The 22,071-nt window shown below is 28.0% G+C and carries 25 protein-coding genes; 11 read left to right on the forward strand and 14 right to left on the reverse strand.

Annotated elements, in window-relative coordinates; all coding sequences use genetic code 11:
• Positions 1-92: 92 nt before the first annotated feature.
• Both ALEK_RS02595 and ALEK_RS02600 read left to right on the forward strand, forming a co-directional pair.
• On the forward strand, positions 93-299 hold the full coding sequence (locus ALEK_RS02595; protein ID WP_071626372.1) for a hypothetical protein: 207 nt from the start codon (positions 93-95) through the stop codon (positions 297-299).
• Positions 300-500: 201 nt separating this feature from the next.
• Positions 501-1,394 carry a glycosyl transferase gene (locus tag ALEK_RS02600; RefSeq protein ID WP_071626371.1) on the forward strand — a complete coding sequence of 298 codons (894 nt, stop codon included), beginning with the start codon at positions 501-503 and terminating at the stop codon, positions 1,392-1,394.
• Between the two features lie 43 nt (positions 1,395-1,437).
• On the opposite strand, the gene ALEK_RS02605 is transcribed toward ALEK_RS02600, so the two are convergent.
• Complete coding sequence (locus tag ALEK_RS02605) at positions 1,438-1,830, reverse strand: hypothetical protein (protein ID WP_071626370.1); 393 nt, start codon at positions 1,828-1,830, stop codon at positions 1,438-1,440.
• A 13-nt stretch (positions 1,831-1,843) separates the two neighbouring features.
• Positions 1,844-2,845: a siroheme decarboxylase subunit alpha gene (gene ahbA, locus ALEK_RS02610; RefSeq protein ID WP_071626369.1), complete on the reverse strand. Its 1,002-nt coding sequence runs from the start codon at positions 2,843-2,845 to the stop codon at positions 1,844-1,846.
• Between the two features lie 245 nt (positions 2,846-3,090).
• Between ahbA and ALEK_RS02615 the strand changes: the two genes are divergently transcribed.
• On the forward strand, positions 3,091-3,471 hold the full coding sequence (locus ALEK_RS02615) for a hypothetical protein (RefSeq protein WP_083574614.1): 381 nt from the start codon (positions 3,091-3,093) through the stop codon (positions 3,469-3,471).
• Positions 3,472-3,530: 59 nt separating this feature from the next.
• Positions 3,531-4,163, forward strand: a complete 633-nt coding sequence (locus tag ALEK_RS02620) for a Crp/Fnr family transcriptional regulator (RefSeq protein WP_071626368.1) — start codon at positions 3,531-3,533, stop codon at positions 4,161-4,163.
• A 13-nt stretch (positions 4,164-4,176) separates the two neighbouring features.
• Here the strand turns inward: ALEK_RS02620 and cobA are convergent, their stop codons facing one another.
• Genes cobA through ALEK_RS02640 form a run of 4 tightly spaced genes read right to left on the reverse strand, consistent with a single transcriptional unit; the run spans position 4,177 to position 7,457 of the window.
• On the reverse strand, positions 4,177-4,908 hold the full coding sequence (gene cobA / locus ALEK_RS02625) for a uroporphyrinogen-III C-methyltransferase (RefSeq protein WP_071626367.1): 732 nt from the start codon (positions 4,906-4,908) through the stop codon (positions 4,177-4,179).
• 1 nt (position 4,909) lies between these two features.
• The gene (locus ALEK_RS02630; protein ID WP_071626366.1) at positions 4,910-6,004 is read right to left on the reverse strand and encodes a cytochrome D1 domain-containing protein; all 1,095 of its coding nucleotides are present in this window, start codon (positions 6,002-6,004) and stop codon (positions 4,910-4,912) included.
• A 1-nt stretch (position 6,005) separates the two neighbouring features.
• Entirely contained in the window at positions 6,006-7,127 is a 1,122-nt protein-coding gene (locus ALEK_RS02635) for a radical SAM/SPASM domain-containing protein (protein WP_071626365.1), read from the reverse strand.
• Positions 7,128-7,457 (reverse strand): c-type cytochrome, encoded by a 330-nt coding sequence (locus ALEK_RS02640; RefSeq protein ID WP_071626364.1) that lies wholly within the window; start codon positions 7,455-7,457, stop codon positions 7,128-7,130.
• A gap of 125 nt (positions 7,458-7,582) precedes the next feature.
• Between ALEK_RS02640 and ALEK_RS02645 the strand changes: the two genes are divergently transcribed.
• Together ALEK_RS02645 and ALEK_RS02650 are read left to right on the forward strand one after the other, a co-directional pair.
• Positions 7,583-8,209 (forward strand): tetratricopeptide repeat protein, encoded by a 627-nt coding sequence (locus ALEK_RS02645; RefSeq protein ID WP_071626363.1) that lies wholly within the window; start codon positions 7,583-7,585, stop codon positions 8,207-8,209.
• Between the two features lie 5 nt (positions 8,210-8,214).
• Positions 8,215-8,400, forward strand: a complete 186-nt coding sequence (locus ALEK_RS02650; RefSeq protein ID WP_071626362.1) for a hypothetical protein — start codon at positions 8,215-8,217, stop codon at positions 8,398-8,400.
• On the opposite strand, the gene ALEK_RS02655 is transcribed toward ALEK_RS02650, so the two are convergent.
• From ALEK_RS02655 to ALEK_RS02680, 6 genes are all read right to left on the reverse strand, one after another.
• Positions 8,391-8,792 (reverse strand): YyaL domain-containing protein, encoded by a 402-nt coding sequence (locus ALEK_RS02655; RefSeq protein ID WP_164072431.1) that lies wholly within the window; start codon positions 8,790-8,792, stop codon positions 8,391-8,393. The two genes, ALEK_RS02650 and ALEK_RS02655, sit on opposite strands and share 10 nt — an antisense overlap.
• A gap of 46 nt (positions 8,793-8,838) precedes the next feature.
• Positions 8,839-10,557 carry a nitrite reductase gene (locus ALEK_RS02660; RefSeq protein ID WP_071626360.1) on the reverse strand — a complete coding sequence of 573 codons (1,719 nt, stop codon included), beginning with the start codon at positions 10,555-10,557 and terminating at the stop codon, positions 8,839-8,841.
• Between the two features lie 141 nt (positions 10,558-10,698).
• Entirely contained in the window at positions 10,699-10,857 is a 159-nt protein-coding gene (locus ALEK_RS02665; protein ID WP_164072430.1) for a hypothetical protein, read from the reverse strand.
• A 9-nt stretch (positions 10,858-10,866) separates the two neighbouring features.
• Positions 10,867-12,285, reverse strand: a complete 1,419-nt coding sequence (locus tag ALEK_RS02670; RefSeq protein WP_071626359.1) for a cbb3-type cytochrome c oxidase subunit I — start codon at positions 12,283-12,285, stop codon at positions 10,867-10,869.
• Positions 12,275-12,949: a c-type cytochrome gene (locus ALEK_RS02675; RefSeq protein ID WP_228146269.1), complete on the reverse strand. Its 675-nt coding sequence runs from the start codon at positions 12,947-12,949 to the stop codon at positions 12,275-12,277. Before ALEK_RS02675 ends, ALEK_RS02670 begins: the two co-directional genes overlap by 11 nt.
• A 16-nt stretch (positions 12,950-12,965) precedes the next feature.
• The gene (locus ALEK_RS02680; RefSeq protein WP_071626357.1) at positions 12,966-13,292 is read right to left on the reverse strand and encodes a hypothetical protein; all 327 of its coding nucleotides are present in this window, start codon (positions 13,290-13,292) and stop codon (positions 12,966-12,968) included.
• Between the two features lie 280 nt (positions 13,293-13,572).
• Here ALEK_RS02680 and ALEK_RS02685 point away from each other — a divergent pair, with 280 nt between their 5' ends.
• Both ALEK_RS02685 and ALEK_RS02690 read left to right on the forward strand, forming a co-directional pair.
• On the forward strand, positions 13,573-14,256 hold the full coding sequence (locus ALEK_RS02685) for a response regulator transcription factor (RefSeq protein ID WP_071626356.1): 684 nt from the start codon (positions 13,573-13,575) through the stop codon (positions 14,254-14,256).
• Positions 14,256-15,965 carry a sensor histidine kinase gene (locus tag ALEK_RS02690; protein WP_071626355.1) on the forward strand — a complete coding sequence of 570 codons (1,710 nt, stop codon included), beginning with the start codon at positions 14,256-14,258 and terminating at the stop codon, positions 15,963-15,965. Before ALEK_RS02685 ends, ALEK_RS02690 begins: the two co-directional genes overlap by 1 nt.
• Here ALEK_RS02690 and ALEK_RS02695 read toward each other — a convergent pair.
• Positions 15,933-16,568, reverse strand: a complete 636-nt coding sequence (locus ALEK_RS02695) for a hypothetical protein (protein ID WP_164072429.1) — start codon at positions 16,566-16,568, stop codon at positions 15,933-15,935. The genes ALEK_RS02690 and ALEK_RS02695 overlap by 33 nt on opposite strands.
• Positions 16,569-16,731: 163 nt before the next feature.
• Between ALEK_RS02695 and ALEK_RS02700 the strand changes: the two genes are divergently transcribed.
• Both ALEK_RS02700 and ALEK_RS02705 read left to right on the forward strand, forming a co-directional pair.
• A complete protein-coding gene (locus ALEK_RS02700) occupies positions 16,732-18,843 on the forward strand; it encodes a TonB-dependent siderophore receptor (RefSeq protein ID WP_071626353.1) in 2,112 nt (703 codons plus the stop codon).
• 106 nt (positions 18,844-18,949) lie between these two features.
• Positions 18,950-20,665 (forward strand): sensor histidine kinase, encoded by a 1,716-nt coding sequence (locus ALEK_RS02705; RefSeq protein WP_071626352.1) that lies wholly within the window; start codon positions 18,950-18,952, stop codon positions 20,663-20,665.
• A 9-nt stretch (positions 20,666-20,674) separates the two neighbouring features.
• On the opposite strand, the gene ALEK_RS02710 is transcribed toward ALEK_RS02705, so the two are convergent.
• Positions 20,675-21,289 carry a hypothetical protein gene (locus ALEK_RS02710; RefSeq protein WP_071626351.1) on the reverse strand — a complete coding sequence of 205 codons (615 nt, stop codon included), beginning with the start codon at positions 21,287-21,289 and terminating at the stop codon, positions 20,675-20,677.
• A gap of 95 nt (positions 21,290-21,384) precedes the next feature.
• On the opposite strand from ALEK_RS02710, the gene ALEK_RS02715 reads away from it, so the two are divergent.
• Positions 21,385-22,071, forward strand: coding sequence for a response regulator transcription factor (locus ALEK_RS02715; RefSeq protein ID WP_071626350.1), 687 nt, complete (start codon positions 21,385-21,387; stop codon positions 22,069-22,071).

Here is a 22,071-nt window from a genome sequence, read left to right on the forward strand (position 1 = left end):
TATTACTTTATATTAATTTTTATTATATTTTACTAAAAGATAAATATAATTTCTTTATGATACAATTGCGAAAATTTTTATTAGGAGATAAAATGGCAACAGTAAGAGTTGAAAGAGCATGTGGATGTTTTAGAAATTCAGATTATGAACAAGAAATGCAATTTGAAACAATTGATGAAGCTTTAGAAAAAGCAAATATGATGTGTACTGAAATGAATGAAGACTTCTGTCATAAACATAAATTTACAAGTCATTACGTTGAAGGTGAAGTAATCATCAAGATGGAAATGAACGGTTAAAATCGAATATTTTATTAAATAAGGAGAGTTAAGTCTCCTTATTCTCAAAACTTTTATAGTTTTACTCACACACAATAATTAACAAGTAATCAACAAATAAATCAAAATAAGAAGATAAACTTTAATACATTGATACATGTCATGCCTGTAAAAAATTAATTAAGATACTATTTTATAATAATTAAAATTTAAGGATAGATAATGAGTTTTCATGAGTATATCAGAGCTGTTGGAACGGGACCTAAATCAAATCGTGAACTAACAAAAGAAGAGATGAGCGATGCAATGGAATGTATAATTAATCAAAGTGTACATAGTGAACAAATTGCAGCTTTTTTATTAGGATGGAGAGTTAGACTTGAATCAATAGAGGAATTAAAAACAACATTTGATGTGTGTGATAAATATATTACAAGAACAACTGTAGAGAACTCTATTGAATTAGGTTATCCTTTTGATGGTAAAGCTGATAATCCATATATTTTACCTTTAGTAGCAAAGTATTTAAAAAAGTTTGATTTGAATTTAGTTGTATCAGGTGATGAGCTTCAACCAGCTAAAAAAGGTTTAACAATTAAAGAGTTATACCAAAATGTTAAATTTGATGATAATATTCATTATTTTGATAGAAGTGAATACTTTAAAGAATTAAGTGACTTAACAAAAATTAGAAATATTCTAGGATTAAGAACAGCATTTAATACTGTTGAAAAACTATTAAATCCTGGAAACTCACAATACGCAGTTAATGCAGCCTTCCATAAACCTTATGTAGTGAAATATAATGAACTGTTTGGAAAAAACTATGAGCATCTAGTAATTGTAAAAGGAAATGAAGGAACACCTGAAATTTTCTCTAAATGTAAATATTGGTTAAATCAAGATGGTGTAATAAGTGAACATATAATTGATCCAGAATTTTTTGGAATAAACTATAAAAAATCAACACGAGTTATTCCTAAAGAAGAGTCTTTAAATATGACAAATAATCCAAGTGATGATTTAGAAAAATTAGCTAAATTAAATGCAGCAATGTTTTTAATAGCAGCAAAAAAATCGAATAATATTAAAGATGCCTTTGATATGTTAGATTAGAGTAGGTTGGAGTTTATTTTTATTTAATAAACTCCAGTTTTATTTATTTACTTGGTGGTAAAACTACTGGTACATGTTCAATACATCTAGCCGTAAAGAAACTTCTTGAATAGTTTGGCGAAGAAAACATATGATTCTCTAAAGTCCACTCATTTGATTTCTCAATAGTTACACTTTGTGCTACTTTTCTTGTAGCTCTACTTTCACAAATTACTTTTTCACCATTGTTATATGCATCTTCAACACCAAACATTCTATCTGTAGTTACATAATAATGTAAAGAGATAAATGTTGTCATAACTCCAAATACTAATGCTACACCTTTTTTATAAGCACCTTTTGGCATATATGATCTTGTAGTTACAAAAAGTGCGATTATTAGTATAAATATAGCTATTGCTAAATAGCCTGCTTCTAGTTTTATAAATAGTTCCATTTTACTTCATTCCTTAATTTATATATTTATCTTCCCACGTTTTAAACTCATCACAAAAATATTTAATTCTTACTTTTTTAAATTCTCTTGATGAATAAAGCGGCATATTTGATTTATAATCTATTTCATTAGCAATACTATCTATCACAGCTTGAGTATCTTCTTTTGTTTTTCCATGAATCATAGTAAATAAATTATAGTTCCAAGTAGGGTATTTAGGTCTTAAATAACAATGAGAAACAGCAGAGAAAGAAGCAGCAATTTTTCCAATTTCTTCGCCTTTTTCACCTTCTTCAATATCCCAAACTACCATTGCATTTGCATTGAATCCAGCTTTTCTGTGATTTAGAATACAAGCAAATCTTCTCATAACACCAGCTTCTTGGAAGTCTTTTAGTGTTTCAAAGAACTCATCATAAGTAATATCTAATTTATCAATAATACCTTTGAATGGTTCAGAAACAATATCAATATTATTTTGAGCTTCTTTAATAATATTGTAATGATGTTCATTTAAGTCAAGTTTTTTAAACTCTTTTTTTGCAACTTTTTCTTTTTTATCTTGTTTATTTGTTGTATCAAGTTTTACAGAAATTTTAAAAAGTTTTAATGTAGGTAAGATTATATAATCTTGTGCTTTTGTTAATTTAGATAACAGCTCAACTGTCTCTTCAAGATTTGATTTAGAATTTGGAGCAATTGCTAGAGTGAACCAAATATTATAAGAGTGGTTTCTCTCATAGTTATGTGAAATACCAGGATGTGAATTTAAAATAAGTACAGCATCATCAATATCTTCTTCTTTTATCTCAAAGGCAATTAAAGAAGATTTATAACCAAGTTTTTTAGTATCAAAAATTGCTGATGTTTGTCTAATTATATTGTTTTCTTTTTCCTCTTGTAATATTCTTATTACTTCATCTTCAGTAATATTCAATTCATTTGCTATATGCTCAAAAGGTTTTTTAGTTAAGGGAAAGTTTTTTTGAACTCTATATAGTATTTCATCTTTCATAGTTTTCTCCAAATTCAATTTTGAGAAAGTATATCAACTAATCTTCTTTTATACCTTGATTTAAATTAAGAATTTAAAGAAGGGTTTGTACTATAATGACTATTATTAGAAAATTTTAGGCTTTGTCTGTAATATTTCCACTCTTTTATAAGAAAAAGAGTATAGAGGAATAATGCCAAAAAGAAATAAAGCTATGATATTCTTGATAATAAACAAAGAATAAGTGTAAACAAGAAGGAAAAAAAGTGAAGTCAAAACAGTTATTAATAGCGGCATTTTTTATTATATTTATGTTTTTAGGAATTACTACTTTAAAAGAGAGTATGCCATCACCTAAAAATGATAGAATATATTCTATCCTACAAGAGCAAATGCCCTATATAGTTGAGAAAAGAGCAGGTGGTTTAACTATTAAGAGTAAGATTACAGGAATAAAAGAAAAACCGCCAGCAAAACAAATTTTTCTTAGGTTAGAGCAACTAGAGAAACAGTGGGGACAAGAGTTTTTAAGACTTAAAGGGAACAATTTAATTATTTTAAATAAAGACAAAAAAGAAGTTATGAAAATTCTATTAAAAAATTCAGATGAAATGTCGTGGGTAAAAGAATATTTTGAAATAAAATAAGTAATTAAAAATAGATAAATATTTACACAAACAAATAACATCTTTATATAGGAAATTAAATGCAAACTAAGTTAAAAGATATATTTTTATTCAAAAATTTATGTGATGATACATTAGATAGAATATCAGAATTTACAGTACCAGTTAAGTTACTAAAGGACAATATTTTATTTTATGAAGGTGATGAATCTGAATACCTTTACTTACTTTCAAAAGGTATTGTTAAATTATATAAAACAGCTTCAAATGATAAAGAAATTGTAATGAAATACTTTCATGGAAATGAACTTATTGCTGAGGTTGCAAACTTTGATAATATTCCTTATCCAGCAACTGCACAAGCTTTTACTGATTCAGAAGTTTTAAAAATAGATTTTAAGAAACTAAAAGAAGTGATTTATTCAGACCCTGAATTATCATTTGTAATTCAAGCATCACTTATTAAGAAAATTAGAAATTTAGAAAAAATAGTATTTATGCATGTAGTATTAGATTCAAAAGAAAGAATAGCAAAATACCTATGTGAATACACAGAGGACTTCTTTAATACGAAGAATATTATAGTTGCAGAAATATTAAATATATCACCTGAAACTTTATCTAGAATGCTAAGAGTATTTAAAAATGAAGGTTTAATTGATAGTAAAGCTAAAACAGTAGATAAGAAGAGATTAGAACTTCTCTTCTCTTAAGAGCTTAAGTGGACTAGTAAGTCCACTTAATCTTTTCTCTTAATTTAACAACTTCCCCTACAACGATAATTGCTGGTGTTGGCATATCTTTTGAATCTTCTACAATATTTTCTAATGTTGATACTACTACTTCTTGATCAGGAGTTGAACCCTTAGAAATTACAGCACATGGATAATCTTTCGATTTCCCATATTTCATTAGTTTTCTAGTAATTAATTTAATATTATGGAATCCCATTAAGAATACTAAAGTCTCATCATTTAAGAAACTTTCCCATTCAATTTGTGAAATTCTTTTATCTGGTGATTCATGACCTGTTACAACTCTAAATGATGTAGTAACACCTCTATGAGTAACTGGAATTCCAGCATAAGCAGGAACAGAAATAGATGAAGTAATACCTGGAATTATCTCAAATTTAATATCTCTATCAAATAAATAAATAGCTTCTTCTCCACCTCTACCAAATACGAATGGATCTCCACCTTTTAGTCTTACAATTTTTTCATGTTTTAATGCTGCTTGATAAATGATTTCATTAATTTCATCTTGAGGAACTGAGTGTTTACCATCTTGTTTTCCAACATAAATTAACTCACAACCTTCTTTTGCTGTTTCTAAAATCTTAGGATTAGCTAATCTATCATAAATAATGATATCAGCTTCTTGAACGATTCTAGCCGCTTTTACAGTCATTAACTCAATATCACCTGGACCTGCCCCTGTTAAATATACTTTTCCCATTTTATTTTCCATCCTCATATAAAAATATTCCCGAAGGTTTTTTGATATTAAATATTTCTCTATTTAAAAACCATTCTTTTGTGTGTATTACTGCTACTTTATTTGTGTCATTTACTGAAACATATAGTTGTGGTGAAACATTTGACCATCTAATATGTAATACTTTTCCATCAAAATTAAATGTTTCAATAATTTTTAATGTTTTAGTATCTATTATTTGAATTGTAGGGAAATCTTTCCCTGAATATGTAACCGCTAAATGTTTTTTATCTGGACTTAAACTTGTAAATACTGGAAGCCCCTGCGTTTCAATATTTTTAATAAATTTAAAATCTTTATCATAAACTAATACTTTATTATCCCCAACAGCTGGAACAAATACTTTATCTCCACCTATTGACCAGAATCCAAAGTGTGGTACTTTAAGAACCATTTTTCTTTCATCATTTAAATAAATTTTGATTTTTTTGTACGTCATTGTATCTAAATCAACAACACCATAATGACTTGAAGTAAAGAATCCAGCAATATAGTTATTATCTTTAATCATTGCATCAAAAGGAAGCTGTCCAACATCTTTGAACTCTTTATATACTTCAAATTTTGCTTTGCCTTTACCTTCATTCATGTCTTTATAAACCGAGATTGTATCATTATCCATTTGTGAAAAGATTAAATAGTCTTTATATATTTTAATTCCTACATTTTTTGAACCTGTAACAATCTTTTTAATAGGCTTTAAATCTCTATCTAAAATATCAACACTTTGATCATCATAATTTGCAACGGCAACATAATTTTTACCAATTACAAAACCAATTGCAGATTTAGATGTTTTATATTCACCTAAAATCTTTTCAGCTTCAGGATCAAATTTAATTACATAACCATCTCTTGAGATTACATAACCATCTTTGCCTTCAAACTTAACTACCCCATGATTCATATTTCTCATGCCTTCTATATTAGTTCTTTTTAAACCATTATAAATTGTAGCTAGTGATGAATTTTCTCTCTCAACAACAAAGAATTTTTCCTTTGCTTGTATCGAAGTTAATGCAACAGTTATCAGTAAAAGTATTTTTAAGAATTTCATTTTATCTCCTCATCTCTTCATTTGTTAAATAACAAGAAGGATCTTCTTGCCATAAGTCACCAGTAATTGCATATGCTCTAGCTCTTGAACCACCATTACAAATATCAATGTAATCACATGATGCACATTTACCTTTGATTTGTCTAGGTGATTGTCTTAATTTATTTAATATTTCATTTTCTTGAGATTTCCAGATTTGATCAAAAGGAGTTTCAAGATAATTTCCTATAGTAAATGGGAAGAAAGGATCTGGTTTTACATTTCCTGCCCAATCCATATTTCCAAGTCTATTTCCAGCTGAGTTACCACCCCAAGCTTTAAGTTTTTGCTCTAATAGTTCTACTTTTTGAGGGTAATCTTTTTTGAATCTTTCAAGTAACATAATGGCATCCATTTCCATATTTCCTGTAACTAGGTCAATATTTTTACCATCTTTGTAATATTCAAAGGCTTTATTGATTATATAATCAACAAACTCTCTTCTTTTCTCTTTTGAAATATCAATATCTAGATTCTCTTTTCCACGTCCAGAATAAACAAGATGAGATAGATATAATTTATCAACATTTAGCTCTTCAACTAAATCAAACATCTTATAAAAACTCTCTTCAGTCTCTTTAGTAATTGTAAATCTAATTCCTGCATTTCCACCATGAGCTTGAATAAGTTTAATTGCATCAATTGATTTTTGATAAGAACCTTTTTGTCCTCTAAATTGATCATGAATTTCTTCAATACCATCAATTGAAATTCCAATATAATTAAATGTATCAATAATCCTATCAACATTCTTTGGCGCAACATAAATACCATTTGTAGAAAGATACGTGATGATATTATGTTTTTTCATACACTCAGCAATATCAAAAATATCTTTTCTTAAAAGAGGTTCTCCTCCTGAGAAAATTACAAAGTTAACTCCACCAGCTTTAAGTCTTGAAATAGTAGCTTCAATCTCTTCATAAGTTAATGTGTCTTTTTCATTTGCATCAGCTTTACTATAACAGTGGTGACACAATAAATTACAGCGATTTGTAAAATTCCAAATCATAATTGAACCATTTAGAGTTCTTGATTTTTGATCTTCTAATGTAGATTTTATTAAGTTAGATAATCTAAACATTTATTTATCCTTTTTAGATTTATAAGACATAATAAATTTAGTAATTGCAGTTAATTCATCTTGAGATAATTTATCTTTAAAACTTGGCATTACAGATCTTTTATGACCTAGTTGTTTATATGTAGATTTTGGAGCAATAATATGCCCTTGGATTTCCCCGATTGTTCGCTTATTAGCAATTTCTTCAAATGATGGTCCAAACGCAACAGAAGTTTGGTGATGACATCCCCAACAATAATCAGTAAATACTTTTTCCCCACTTATATTTGAGGCATTTGATAAAGAGAGAGAAAATACTAATAACAGAGTTGTTCTATAGAAAATACTCATTGAGTACCCCTTATGTTTAGTGTAAATAATAGTAACATAAATGGAAAATTTTATACTTGATGCTCATCAATAAAAAAAATATTAATTTGGATAAAATTATTGATATATTTGTGTAAAGGACAATTATGAAAAAGATATTATTTTCAATAACTTGTGCTTCATTATTATTTGCTAATAATTATGATTTAGGACTAGAGTCTTATAAAAAACATGAGTTCAAAAAAGCACATGAATACTTCTTGAAGAGTGCGGATAATGGGAACTCACAAGCAGCTCATAATTTATCAATAATGTATAATAATGGGGAAGGGGTTGTCAAGAATAATGATGAATCTCTTAGCTGGCTTAAAAAAGCAGTTGATTCAAAAAATACTAATGCAATGGTACAATTAGCCAATAACTATATGCAAGGTTTTTTAGTGCAAAAAGATTATAAAAGAGCAGTTGCTTTATATACTGAATCTGCTTTATTAGGTAACTCAGAAGCCTCATATATTTTAGGTTATATGAATACTGTTGGTTTAGCATTACCTATGAATAATAAAGAAGCAATATCTTGGTATGAAAAGTCTTCGGATTTAGGAAATACTAAAGCTCAAATCAATTTAGGTTTTATGTATCTTTCAGCACAAGGTGTAAAAAAAGATTTAGAAAAAGCAGCTTTTTATATTAAAAAAGCAAAAGACAATGGCAATATGAAAGCCCAATCTTTATGGGACGAATTTAAACTAGAAGAATATATAAAGGAATAAGAATTATGGAAATAGTACTTACTTTAGTTTTTTCATCAGTTCTATTAATTTTTATGGTTTATCCATCTATGAAAATAGTTGAGTTCTGTGAAACAAAATTTGAGATTAGTGATAGAATGTACAATATTTCAACTGTTGTACTTACAATTGTTTTATCACTTATTGTAGGTGCAGGTTTATATTATTTATAGCCTAAAGAATATAAAGTGTTTAAAAAATCTTCTTGATTTTTTAAACCATAAATAGGGTGAGTTAGAAAAGACTCATCTTTATATGATGCAAAAAATATACTTGGAAATACATTTGTATAAAACAGTTCAATTGGATAAGAAGTTTTATACTCTACTGTAATTAATACATTAACAAAATTCTCATTTAAAAACTTATTATACTTTTCATTTTTAAAATACTTTCCTAATATAATATTTGATGTTTTAGTTTTACTAGAAGCTATAAAAATCATAAGATTCTTTTGTTCTTTATGTGCAATACTTAAAGCTTTTGCATATGAACTATGCCATTTTATATTTTCAGATAAGAGTGATGAATAAAGTATGATTAGTATTAGAAGTATTTTATGCATGAATAAAAAAATACCCATCCGAGAGGATGGATATTTAATTTCCTAATTAAGCACCAGGAATGTGTTGTCTGTGTTCAACAGAGTATGTGAATGTTGGAGTAGTTAAGTTATTAATATATTTAATAAATTTACCACTTACAGAATCGTAAATACCAATTCTTCCAGTAGTCCACTCAGAAATCATAGTCCATTTACCGTGATTTGCTGGCTCTGCATGTAATAATCTTGGTTGAACAGGATTTTTAACTTTATCACCTAACTTAGAAGTATATTCAACAACTTTATCTCTACCAATTTTTGGTTTAGATTCTGGGAATGTTACAGTTTTGTACTGAGTAGCATCCCAAGTTTGTAATACTTTTTTAGTTTTAGCGTCAATTAATTGACCTTCTTTCTTACCAACTTTTACAATTTTATCAGTTTCTAGAGTTTCTTTGTTAATTAAGTAAACTTCATTATAAGTAGCTGGTTTCCCAAGTACTGTATCTGCCCATAAGTATGGTGTATCATGTGCAGTTCCGATGAATAATCCACCACCAGAAGTTTTAATTTTCTTAACAATTTCCCAGCTTGAATCCCAAACTACTACAGAACCTTGGTTCATAGTAACTGTTGCATGTAGCTGTTTACCCATTTTTTTGTTATACCAAGAAGAACCTTGACCTGGATGTGGCTTAGATTTTTTACCTGTATAAACTTTTGCTGCTAAATTTTTCTCTTTGTAATCAACGATACCCATTACATCACTACCTTGTGAAGCAATCATATAGTATCTACCGAAATCTTTACCTTCATCTTCATTTAAGAATGCATCATGAAGTACTTCACCAATATTTGGAACATCTCCAACAATTGGGAAATCAGGTTTAGAGTAATCAATAATGTATACTCTACCAGCATCTTTTAATGCCATTGCAAAGTAAGGACCATAAGGTGTATCAGCTAAAGATGCAACTCTTGAAGCTTCAATTTGACCTTGCATGTTAATTACGGCTGAAGTATCATACGCTTTTAATGGCTCTAATGTCATAGCGTCAACTAATACTGCTCCACCTGGAGTGTAGTTACCAGCAATTACATATTTACCATCTGGAGATACTGCAAGTCCTCTAGATTCAAATCCTACTTGTACTGAAGCTAACGCAGGTTGACCTGGTGCTGCAATATCAAACATTGTTAATCTACCTGATCTAGAGATAGAGTAAGCATATCTAGGATTTTTCTTATTTGTTACAGTTACGTGTACTGCGAAACCTGCTTTATGTCTTGATAATACTTTTCCGTTTGTTGAATCGATGAAGTCAACTAGTGATGCATCTCTTTCAGTTGCGAATGTAATATCTAAAACAGATTTTGTATCTACAGCTTTTGGATATTTCTTAGCAAGAGCTTCTCTGTCTGCTAATTTAGTCCAAGTTCCATGGATTTGATCAAAGTCTAACTTGTAGTTTGTATTATCTTTCCAGTCCATTAACCAGTCAACCATACCATCTGCATCATCTTTTGAGAACATGTGATCCCATTGAGGCATTGCTGTATTAGAAACACCAGCTAAGATAGCATCTCTTAGTACATGTCTTTCCATTTTCTTTAAAGCTTTTGGTCTTAAATCTGATCCAACTCCACCTTGGTGAATTGGTCCATGACATCCTTGACACTCTTTTTCATATACTTCTGGAAAATCCATATTTGATGTACCTGCATATAAAGAACCTGCTGTTAATACTGAACACGCTGCTAAACTTAAAACTTTTCCCATTTTCATAATATTCTCCTACATTTGAATATATAAATAAATAATCTGTGGCCAAGAAATTAGCTTTTTTACTTAAAGTTGGCTATACTCTCGGCGAGTTTTCTTTTAAACTTATTTCTTAATGAGGGGACCACGTATCCCCTCATCTTTTTAATCTTCTGCTTCTTCTTCTAATCTTTTCTTTTCAGATTTGTAAATCCAAAACATTGGAAGTACAATAAATGTATGAAGAAACAGTGTCAATGTTAATGGACCTTGGTTTAATGTTGCAAAAAAACTAGGTACCAAATCTGTCATTGGCTCAAACATAATATCTCCTTATCTTTCGTGTATTGATTTTTTAGAAGTAGTTAATAAATCTTTAACTAAATATACAAAACCAATTAATGTAACGATACCAGTTGCTAATCTCCATCCAAGACCTTGAACGAACCAAACCATATCTTGAGATACAAAGTATGCTTCCCAAGTTGCACCCATTTGTGCACGTTCAACAAGAACTTGTCCGTATCCTGCAACAGTTAATGAAACAGTCATACCCATAACACCAATACATAATAATGTAATTGCCATTTTAGAATCAAACGTTGCTTTCATAACTTTGATACCATTTTTCCCTTGAACACCCATATAGAACATACCAATTAAGATAGTTGCATAAGCCCCAAAGAACGCTAAGTGACCGTGAGCTGAAGTGAACTGTGTACCATGTGTATAGATATTTACTTGAGGGAAAGTATGGAAGAATCCCCAAATACCTGCACCTAAGAAGTTACCAAACGCATTTGCAACGAACCAAGCAAACGCTGGTGAGTTGTTCATTGTTTTTTCTACTTTTTCACCTTCTTTAAGACCAGTTTCTTTTCCCCAGTCATAAATAACGTGTACGAACATTGCTACTAATGGAACAGGTTCTAATGCAGAGAATAAAGCACCGATTTCCCACCAGTACTCAGGAGTACCGATCCAGAAGTAATGGTGACCCATACCTAAGATACCAGATCCAAATAACATTGATACTTCAATCCATAGCCACATTTCAACTACTTCTCTTCTAGCACCAATCATTTTCATTAATCCGTATGCTGCTAAACAACCAACGAATACTTCCCATGTAGCTTCAACCCATAAGTGAATTACCCACCACCACCAGTATTGATCCATAGAAATATTATCTGTGAAGAACATACCAGCAAGGTATAAACCTGCAAGAGCAAGAACATCTGCCATAAGAACAGTTATAACACCAGTTTGATTACCTTTCATTGCCGTAGCAAAAAGGTTAAATACAAATACAAGTACTACAACAACAATACCAATATCAGCCCATCTTGGAGCTTCAATATATTCTCTACCTTCGTTAATTAACCAAATAGTAGATTCAGCAGCAGGTCCAACTTGTACGATAATATATACTAAAACAACAACTGTAACAGCAGCAGTTAATATATAGAAAGCAATCTTACCAAATTTGATACCTACAGTCTCAATACCAGTTTCTTCAGGTAGTAAGTAGTAAACAGAACCGATCATTGCATATAACATCCATACAACTAAGGCATTAATATGTACCATTCTTGCTACTGAGAAATCGAAGATTTCAAAAAGGAAGCTTGGGTATAAGAATTGAGTTGCCGCAATAAGACCCATTAATAATTGTGCACCGAATAAAATAGCTGCTACTGTAAAGTAGTTAATAGCTAATTTTTGAGATTCAAATTTTAAATTATTTGCCATGAATTGCTCCTGTTACACCATCAGTTGACATTCTTCCGAAGTTTCTTGGGAAACCATTAGTATCAATAGATGACATGTGTTTTAAGAATGCAACTAATCCCATTGCTTCTTTCTCTGTAATACCTAAATTAGGCATCATTCTTTCATGAGTAGGATACTGAGAAGGGTGTTGTAAAAACTTAGACATTGCCTCTTCTTTTGTTTTAGAATTAGTCATACCTAAGTATGGCCCATTTGGTCCCCATGCTGGATCTAACCATGCTTTAGTTAAATCTGGAGCATAATAAGCACCATTTCCAAGTAACGTGTGACAGTTCATACAGTTTTTAGCTTGAGAACCTAGTTTACCTAAGTGTAATAACTCTCTTGCTTCTTCTTCTGACCAATCATCTCTACCAAAGAATTCTTCTTTTTCACCAATAACTGGCACCTCATGACCTCTTCTTTTATCCATTTCGTAAGTAATCTTATAATTAATTACTGTTGGACCTGGTACTCTTTTAGTAATACCATTTTTAAGATCGGCATCTGTTCCCATCTTAATTTGACCTAACGAATCAAACGTTAACCAAATTAATAAAATTGCAGCAAAACCAGTTACCCACGCAGCTGATCTTCTCCAAAAAGGAATACTCGTCCATACTGAAACAACTTTTTTTGACACTTGTTCCTCCTTCTTTTTATTGCTCATATCTTTGTTCAGAACGAAGATTTAAGAAGTAATATAGATGTGGTAGAATTAAATAGCAAACCATAGTTACCATTAATGCTTTTATCGTAAACTCATTACTTTGAATCTTTGTTGCAACAAAGTACATACAATATGTTTGTAAACACCAAAATATATATGCAAATGGCATATAGATACTTTTTAGTTTTTCCATTTTTACTAGCGTATATATCGCTACATAAAACAGTCCAAATAATAATACAAATGAAGATGATAAAAATATAGGTAAGAAATCTTCAAGTGCAATTTCTGGTCTTATAATTAAAACTGGTTCCATAGATTCACTCCTCTTTTGTCAATACAAGAACTATGGAAAAATTTTAGTCTAAATCAAAACTAAAAAAAATGATATATATCAATAAATAAAGATATCTAGAGAAAAATTAACAAATAGTAAACAGAATAGGGGGATTTGGAGGAAAAGTTAATATGAAAAGTTTATTTTCTAATAGTTTATTAACTAAAAGTTAATGTACAAAAAGGCTAGAAAAAACAGAGTTTTCGGCTTTAATGAGAATAATTATTAAAATTAATATTTTAATTAGTATAATACTTCCATGGGAAAAGAAGAATTTAAAAATATTAAAATACTATATGTTGAAGATGATGAAAATATACGAAAGAACGCAATTAGCTATTTTCAAAGATTATTTGATACTGTTTATGAAGCTAAAGATGCATTTAATGCATGGGAAATTATAAAAGAAGAAAAACCACATATTATAATTACAGATATAAAGATGCCAAAAATGTCGGGATTAGAGCTTGTAAAAAAGATAAGACAATTTGATGAGAAGGTACAAATAATCATACTTACTGCTTTTACGGATACTAGATACCTTTTAGAAGCTGTAGAGTTAGGTTTAGTAAAATACTTAGTAAAACCAATACGTCATGATAAAATGCTTCCTGTATTACTTCAATGCTCTAATAATCTTAAAGAAAAAAAATCAAATATAAAATACCTTACAGATACTTGTCTTTTTGATACCTTTAATAAAACACTAGTAAATGACAATAAGATAATAAAACTTACTAAAAACGAATTAGATTTTCTAGAACTTTTATGTGTGAATAACAATAGAGTAGTTACTTATGTAGAGATTGAAAATAAAATATGGTATGACTCTGTTATGAGTGATGATGCTATAAGATCTTTAGTTAGAAACTTAAGACGAAAACTTCCAAAGGATACACTAAACAATATAGCAAGAGTTGGTTATAAGATTAGTAGTTTATAATGAGATTACTTTTATTACTTATTTTTTTCTACTCTTTTATAAATGCTGGAACTATAAAAAGAGAATTATATCTTGATATCTTATTATCTCAGAATAATCAAGAATTTAAATCTTATCGCTCTTTTGATTTAGAAAATGATTTATTTAAAACAGCTACTATTAAACTAAATATTAATAAAAAGATATTGGAAGATAGAACTTATTATGTGAAAGTAACATGTGATGTGAATAAGTTAATTTATTCAAATATTGCGTATGAAGTTAACTTTGACACAATCATTTTTAAACTAGATAAAAATACTGCTTCAAGTATTAATCTTAAATTTGAATATGAAGAAGCTAAGAACTTAAATTTTAGACTATTTACATTAAATGAGTTTGAATATAAAAATATTGTTAAGTATGAAGGTGTACTTTTTGGAATTGCTTATGGAATAATATTTTGTGCTTTTTTATATAACTTTGTGATTTTTCTTTATACTCTACAGAGGTCATTTTTTTATTACTCACTAATGCAAATATCTTTGCTCTTTGTTCTGTTTTACATAACTATGTTAAGTAATCAAACTTTTATATCTGATATTCAACAAATTATAATAGATTTCTTTGAAACCCTTTGTATGTTACTAACTATATTGTTCTCAAAAGAGATTTTAAATACACGAAAAAGTATGAAACAAATGAATAAACTATTAAACTTTCTAGTTTATATTCATGTTGTAGACCTGATTGCTATTTTTATATTTAAAGAATCAATTCTTTATGGTTTTATGCCAAGATCAATTATTGTATTTATTTTGGTATTCTCTGGGGTAATTGCTTTGATTAATGGACAAAAAACTGCAATATTCTACTTTTTAGGGTGGATGGTTTTATTTATTAGTCTATTTATTTCTGAATATGAATTAGTAGGAATTGATATGTTATATATTGTTCATATTGGTTTTCCTTTAGAGTCATTAATTTTAAGTTTTGCCCTTGGTTATAAACTAAAACAAACAGTTGATGAAAAAAAAGAGAAAGAAAAAATCTTAGTTCATCAAAGTAAATTAGCGTCAATGGGTGAGATGATAAATAATATAGCTCATCAATGGCGACAGCCTTTATCTCATCTTTCATTTATAAATATGGATCTTCAAATGGCACAAGAAGATAATGACTTAAAAGAAAAATATTTATTAGATAAACTAAATGAGTCAAATAATCAAATTGATTTTATGTCAGCAACCATTGATAATTTTAAGAACTTTTATCAACCAAGAAAAGAGAAAGAGTTTTTTTATGTAAGTGCTGCAATACAAAGTGCAATTGATATTATTAAACCATCTTTAGATTTTTCAAATATAAATATAAACTTTAGAATTGAAGAGGATAAGAAAATAAAAGCTTATGAAAATGAGTATTCCCAAGTGATTTTGAACTTTCTTACTAATGCAAAAGATGTATTATTATCAAGAAAAATAGAAAACCCAAAAATTGAAGTTAAATTAGAATTAGAGAATAATAGAACAGTATTGAGTGTTAATGATAATGCAGGTGGAATTAAAAATGAAATTATTGATAAAATATTTGAACCATATTTTACAACTAAAGATAAAAGTAGTGGAATAGGTCTTTATATGTCTAAAACCATAGTTGAATCACATTTAAAAGGTAATATAAATGTTAAAAATAACTCAAATGGTGCTTGTTTTGTTGTTGAGGTTTAGCATACTTAAAAGGGTTTCATAAATATAATCTGTTGAATAGTTATATCTAAATTGAGACTCTTTTATATGAAGTTGAAGATTTTGTTTATTTACGCCTCTAAATTTTTTAACTCTTTTATCTATAAATTCTTGCATCAAATTTGAACTTTTATATACTTTTGTAATCATATAGTTTTTTTCTTTATGATTAAATAGCACTTTTGCACAGTTTGTTCGTTTATTGTTTAATAAAGATTCTTCTAACTCTTCTTCTATAAATTCATTTATCTTTGGTAAAAAGTTTTCCTTAGAATCAATTACAAACACTTTTTTATTACATTCTATAAAATAAGAAATATTTTTTCCAAGTTTTATATATTTAATTGAAAAACTATCATTACAAAGTCTGTTTTCACTCATAAAAGATACTAGTTCTTCTTGTTTAAAAAGTATTAATGTTCTAATGATTTTATAGTAGTTATTTATGGTTTGTCTGCTTAAATTGAGCTCTTGAGCAGTTTGTATAGCAGTATAATCTTCTACAAAATAGTAACAAATTTTTTTTAATGTTTCATTTTGAATTTTTGCATATTTTAAATAGCTTAGTATTTCTTCTTTTCCCATAAAAAAATTATATAAGAGAACTAGGGCTAAAAAAGGGCTAAAAATACTATTTAAATATTTTCTTGTCATGAACTTTTTTTTTAGATGTTCAATTAAGATAATCTTAGAAATAATTCCATTAAACAATTGTAATAATAATTATCAATACAAGGAAAATGAAAAAATGAATGGAAAAAAGATTTTAAGTTTATCGTTATTTACTGCAATGTTATTGCAAGTAAATTTAGTTGCAGATGATATTAAAAAAAGTGAATCATTAGGAAATGTTGATGTAGTTTCTACTAATTTAGAAAAAACTGGTTCATATACTGTTGAATCAATGGGTTCTTCAACAAAATTAGATTTATCAATTAGACATACTCCTCAATCGGTTTCAGTATTTACAGCACAAGAGTTAGAAGATAAGGGTATTACATCTTATCAAAGTTTACTTGCTCATGTAACAGGTGTATCATTAGATAAATGGGATGAGAGACTAAAAGCTAGTGCTAGAGGATTTGACTTAGATTATTATAAAGTTGATGGTATGCCTTCATATAGTACTCATAATGAAAGAGATATTGATTTATCTACTTTTGAAAGAGTTGAGATTGTAAGAGGAGCAAATGGTTTAACAACTGGTGCTGGTAATCCGGGTATTAGTATAAACCTAGTTAGAAAAAGAGCAACTAGTAAGGAATTAAAAGGTGAATTAAATGCTAAGGTTAGTTCTTGGAATGCTTATGGTTTAAGTGCTGATGTTGGTTCAAAATTAAATGAAAGTGGAAGTGTAAGAGCAAGAGTTATTCTTAAACATGAAGATGAAGACTCTTATATGGATGGATACGAAAAAACGAATAATTTATTTTATGGGGTAGTTGATGCTGATTTAAGTGATAGTACAACTATCTCACTTGGTGCTTCATATCAAAAACTTGATAGAACTGGAACTAGATGGGGTGGATTACCTGCTTTTGATACTAGTAATAATAGAATTGATTTAGATAGATCAAAAATTGGTTCAGAAGATTGGACTAAATGGAATAGTGAAATAAAATCTGTTTTTGCAAACCTAGATCAAACTCTTTTTAATGATGTAACTTTAAATGCTGCATATTCACATACACAAATAAATGATGAAATGGCTCTATTATATGTAGCTGGTAAATTAAATACTACAGATGGAAGTGGATTAAGTGCATTATCTTTTGAAGCAGATAGAGAAATAAAAGAAGATAACTTTGATTTAAGTGTAAATATACCATTTGAAGTAGCAAATTTAACTCAAGAAGTTGTAGTTGGTGGTTCTTTTAATAGGTCTAAAACAAAGAAATATGAAGGAAGATATGTTGGTGGAAATCGTAACTATAGAACAATTACAAATTTTTATAATATAAATTTACCATTGACAGCTCCATCTTCTGCGGATACTCCTTATAGTGTTAAACCAGAACAAACGGAACAAAAAGCTATTTATCTAGCAAATAAATTATCATTAAGTGAAAAATTAAAACTTATTATAGGAGCTAGGTTATCAGCTTGGGAATATTCAAGTACAGATTCTGCAAAAGCTACAAGAAAGTTTGATAATCAATTAACACCATATCTTGGTTTAGTATATGATCTTGATGAAAATCACTCTGTATATACAAGTTATACAAGTATTTTCAATCCTCAAAATAAACAAGATGTATCTGGAAAATATTTAGACCCAATAGAAGGTAATAGTTACGAAGTAGGTGTTAAGGGTGAATATTTTGAAGGTGCTTTAAATACATCTTTATCTCTATTTAGAATTGAACAAGATAAAGTAGGTGAAAAAGATGGAAGTAAAAAAGTTTCAACGAATCCTAAGGATGATGCTTATAAATCAGCTGAAGGTGTTACAAGTAAAGGATTTGAAATTGATGTTGCTGGTAAAATCACTGATAATTTAAGTATGAACTTTGGTATTGCAAACTTCTATGCACAAGATGCAAAGGGAAAACAGTTTAATACTCAAGCATCAAGAACAACTGCTAATGTATTTACAAGATATAGAATGAAAGATTTAACACTTGGTGGTGGATTACAATATAAAAGTAAATTCCATACAGGTGATGACACATCTAGAATTGAGCAAAAAGCTTATACTATTGCAAATGCAATGGCTGGATATAGTATAAATAAAAATACAAACTTACAATTAAATATAAGTAACCTTTTTGATAAGAAATATTATGAAGGTATTGGGGGTAATGGTATGACTTATGGGGATCCAAGAAAAATTACTGCAACTTTAAAATACACATTTTAAAGAATAAATAAGTAAAGTAGAAAATTCTACTTTACTTTATAATAATTTTGATAATTAATATTATATAATACGTACTACAAAATAACTCACAAAGAAAAATACCCTAATGAAATATATACTTCTTTTTTTTATACTTTTACTAACAACAATAAATGCTTCCAATGTGGACAAATATAACAATATAGATGCTTTTGTAATCTCAGAAAATGGAGATGATTATAAAAACATAACATATGAAGAGTATAAAAAAAAGAAGTTAAAAGACTTTACTATTAAAATGGGAATTAATAAAAAGAGTTTAGAAGAAAAGGTCTATTATCTAACAGTAATTGCAGATATGAAGTCCTTAGTATATACTAATGCTAAATACAAAATAGAAGATCATATGATGATTATCAAATTGGATTCAAGTACTCCATCTGATTTATATTTTAAATATTCATATGAAAAAGAGAATAGAGCAAAGTTTAGATTTAATGTAATCTCTAGTTTTGAATATAAAAATGTTCTTCCTTTTGAAGGTATTCTATATGGATTAGCTTATGGAATTATCTTTTCTGCTTTTATATACTATTTACTAATATACTTTTCTACTAGAAGAAGGTGTTTTTTATATTACTCAATTATGCAAATGTTTGTTTTATTATCGTTAATAGGCTTCGTGTATTTTAGTTTTAAGCCCTATCCTGAAACTTTTCCTCAAGCTTTAATTGATATCTTTGAAACATCAGCCTTTCTTTTTACATTTCTTTTTACAAAAGAGATTTTAGATAGTAAAAAACAAATGCCATTTATAAACAATATATTAAATCTTTTTGTTTTTCTAAATTTAGCTGATATTTTAGCAATATTAGTTTTTGACTTTTCTATTCTTTATGAGTATATCTATTTTTATGTATCTTTTTTAGTAACAAGTATTGCAGGTTTTGTATCTATACTAAAAGGAAATAAGAACGCTACATTTTATACTTTAGGTTGGTTTGTACTTTTCTGTTTTGTATTTGCTTATGAGTATGAGTTTATACCTTTAAGTGGTATTTATACTATTCATATAGCAGCTCCTTTTGAGTCTTTGATTTTCAGTTTTGCCTTAGCTTTCATGTTGCAAGATTTAGTAAAAAAACAACATGAACAAGAAAAAATGCTTATGCATAAAAGTAAATTAGCTTCTATGGGAGAGATGATAAATAATATAGCTCACCAATGGAGACAACCTTTGATGCATTTAGGCTATATAAATATGAATTTAGAGATGTCTAGTGAACAAAATGAGTTTGAAAAAGAATTCTTTGTAAAAAAGATAAAAGAATCAAATACTCAAATAAAGTTTATGTCCAAAACCATTGATGACTTTAGTAGTTTTTATGAAGTAGAAAAAGAGAAACAAAACTTTTTAGTATCAAATGCCTGTAATCTAGCAATAAATATAATCTCATCAACTTTAAAAAAGAAAAAGATAGAAATAGAATTAGATCTTAAAAGTGAGTGTGAAATTAAAGGTTATGAGAATGAATATGCACAAGTTGTATTAAACTTTTTAACAAATAGTGTTGATGTTCTAATAAACAGAAAAATCAAAAACCCAAAAATATATATAAGTATTGAACTAGTAGCTAATAAATCAATATTAAAAGTTATTGATAATGCAGGAGGAGTTAAAGAAGAGAATTTAAATAGAGTCTTTGAATCATATTATAGTACTAAAAAAAGAGGTTCAGGAATAGGGCTTTACATGTCTCAACTTATAATACAATCACACTTTAATGGAGAGATAAAAGTACATAATGAAAAACAAGGTGCTTGTTTTTCAATAGAGGTATAAATAAAGCTATTAAGAAAAGCTATTTAGTATATTTTTATAAATATTCTCTGTATTATAGTTGTATCTAAATATTGATTCTTTAAGATGTAAATAGAAATTGTTTTTATTAATTCCTCTAAATTTTCTCAGTCTATTATGAATAAAACATTCAAAATGATTATCTGATTTAAAGTAGCCAGAAGTTATGTATGAATCAGAATCTTTATTATATAAAATACGAACACTATTAGCTTTTTTATGTTGAATAAGACTATCTTTTATATTTTCATCTAAATAGATAGATAAATTAATAGGTAAAGCTGATTGTTCATTTAAAATGAAGATACCTTCACTGCTTTCTGTATAAAATATATTGTGATTATAAATATTAATATGTTTGATTTCAATATAGTTTTGCTTTAAAATATCTTTTATTACTTTATAGTCTAATAGTATATTATCTTCATCTATTTTATTCCTAAATAGCTTATAGTAGTGGTTTATTGTTTGTCTACTATATCCTGATTCTTTGGCTGTTTGAATGGCTGTGAAATCATTACTAAAGCATAAACATATTTTATTTATATTCTGACTATTAACTTTTGCATTTTTTATTTGTATTGTTGTAATTTCTGGATTCGACATAATGTAAGTATAATAAAAAAAAATGAGAAAAAAGTGAGCATAATAAAAATGATTCTCAAAATTGTATTTAAATAAAAAAAGAGTATAATTTACAAATGTTAGAAGAAAAATATAGAAATAGTAAAATCCTTTGCATTGAAGATGAAGATTTAATTAGAGAAAATCAAGTCTATTATTTAAAAAGATTATTTACAACGGTTTATGAAGCAAGCACTGTAAAAGAAGCTTTAGAGATCATTGAAAATAAAAAACCAGATATTGTTATAAGTGATATTGAAATTAATGATATGAATGGTTTAGATATGATTAGAACTATTAGGAAAAAAGATAAAAAAACTAAGTTTATAGTTTTAAGTGCTTATTCTACTAAAGAGTATCTTTTTGATGCAATTGATTTAGGCTTAGTAAAATATTTAATAAAACCAATTGACCATGAAACTTTTTATCCTATATTACTTGAGTGTGCAAAAGAGATATATGAAGAGAAAAGTGAATTAATTACTTTTTGTGAGAATTTCAAGTTTGATATATTAAATAGTCAATTAATATATGAAGATAAAACAATAATACTTACTAAGTATGAAGCAGACTTTTTACACTTATTATATAAAAATAAACCGAATGTAGTAAGGTATGATCAAATTCAAGATGAGGTATGGATAGACAATATTATGACTGATAGTTCTTTACGAACATTAGTTAGAAGTCTTAGAAAAAAACTTCCAATTAATATTGTAAAAAATCTATCAAAAACAGGTTATAAGTTTAATATCGAAGAGTAG

Origin of the sequence: Poseidonibacter lekithochrous, assembly GCF_013283835.1 — a bacterium.
GTDB lineage: Bacteria > Campylobacterota > Campylobacteria > Campylobacterales > Arcobacteraceae > Poseidonibacter > Poseidonibacter lekithochrous.

Excerpts from the sequence above, each read along its gene's own strand:
- ALEK_RS02690 (WP_071626355.1), top strand. The coding sequence starts at position 14,256 with ATGAGATTACTTTTATTACTTATTTTTTTCTACTCTTTTATAAATGCT.
- ALEK_RS02700 (WP_071626353.1), top strand. The coding sequence starts at position 16,732 with ATGAATGGAAAAAAGATTTTAAGTTTATCGTTATTTACTGCAATGTTA.
- ALEK_RS02705 (WP_071626352.1), top strand. The coding sequence starts at position 18,950 with ATGAAATATATACTTCTTTTTTTTATACTTTTACTAACAACAATAAAT.
- cobA (WP_071626367.1), bottom strand. The coding sequence starts at position 4,908 with ATGGGAAAAGTATATTTAACAGGGGCAGGTCCAGGTGATATTGAGTTA.
- ALEK_RS02665 (WP_164072430.1), bottom strand. The coding sequence starts at position 10,857 with ATGTTTGAGCCAATGACAGATTTGGTACCTAGTTTTTTTGCAACATTA.
- ALEK_RS02620 (WP_071626368.1), top strand. The coding sequence starts at position 3,531 with ATGCAAACTAAGTTAAAAGATATATTTTTATTCAAAAATTTATGTGAT.
- ALEK_RS02645 (WP_071626363.1), top strand. The coding sequence starts at position 7,583 with ATGAAAAAGATATTATTTTCAATAACTTGTGCTTCATTATTATTTGCT.
- ALEK_RS02640 (WP_071626364.1), bottom strand. The coding sequence starts at position 7,457 with ATGAGTATTTTCTATAGAACAACTCTGTTATTAGTATTTTCTCTCTCT.
- ALEK_RS02600 (WP_071626371.1), top strand. The coding sequence starts at position 501 with ATGAGTTTTCATGAGTATATCAGAGCTGTTGGAACGGGACCTAAATCA.
- ALEK_RS02635 (WP_071626365.1), bottom strand. The coding sequence starts at position 7,127 with ATGTTTAGATTATCTAACTTAATAAAATCTACATTAGAAGATCAAAAA.
- ALEK_RS02655 (WP_164072431.1), bottom strand. The coding sequence starts at position 8,792 with ATGCATAAAATACTTCTAATACTAATCATACTTTATTCATCACTCTTA.
- ALEK_RS02715 (WP_071626350.1), top strand. The coding sequence starts at position 21,385 with ATGTTAGAAGAAAAATATAGAAATAGTAAAATCCTTTGCATTGAAGAT.
- ALEK_RS02595 (WP_071626372.1), top strand. The coding sequence starts at position 93 with ATGGCAACAGTAAGAGTTGAAAGAGCATGTGGATGTTTTAGAAATTCA.
- ALEK_RS02630 (WP_071626366.1), bottom strand. The coding sequence starts at position 6,004 with ATGAAATTCTTAAAAATACTTTTACTGATAACTGTTGCATTAACTTCG.
- ALEK_RS02605 (WP_071626370.1), bottom strand. The coding sequence starts at position 1,830 with ATGGAACTATTTATAAAACTAGAAGCAGGCTATTTAGCAATAGCTATA.
- ALEK_RS02650 (WP_071626362.1), top strand. The coding sequence starts at position 8,215 with ATGGAAATAGTACTTACTTTAGTTTTTTCATCAGTTCTATTAATTTTT.
- ALEK_RS02685 (WP_071626356.1), top strand. The coding sequence starts at position 13,573 with ATGGGAAAAGAAGAATTTAAAAATATTAAAATACTATATGTTGAAGAT.
- ALEK_RS02670 (WP_071626359.1), bottom strand. The coding sequence starts at position 12,285 with ATGGCAAATAATTTAAAATTTGAATCTCAAAAATTAGCTATTAACTAC.
- ALEK_RS02660 (WP_071626360.1), bottom strand. The coding sequence starts at position 10,557 with ATGAAAATGGGAAAAGTTTTAAGTTTAGCAGCGTGTTCAGTATTAACA.
- ALEK_RS02695 (WP_164072429.1), bottom strand. The coding sequence starts at position 16,568 with ATGGGAAAAGAAGAAATACTAAGCTATTTAAAATATGCAAAAATTCAA.
- ahbA (WP_071626369.1), bottom strand. The coding sequence starts at position 2,845 with ATGAAAGATGAAATACTATATAGAGTTCAAAAAAACTTTCCCTTAACT.
- ALEK_RS02680 (WP_071626357.1), bottom strand. The coding sequence starts at position 13,292 with ATGGAACCAGTTTTAATTATAAGACCAGAAATTGCACTTGAAGATTTC.
- ALEK_RS02710 (WP_071626351.1), bottom strand. The coding sequence starts at position 21,289 with ATGTCGAATCCAGAAATTACAACAATACAAATAAAAAATGCAAAAGTT.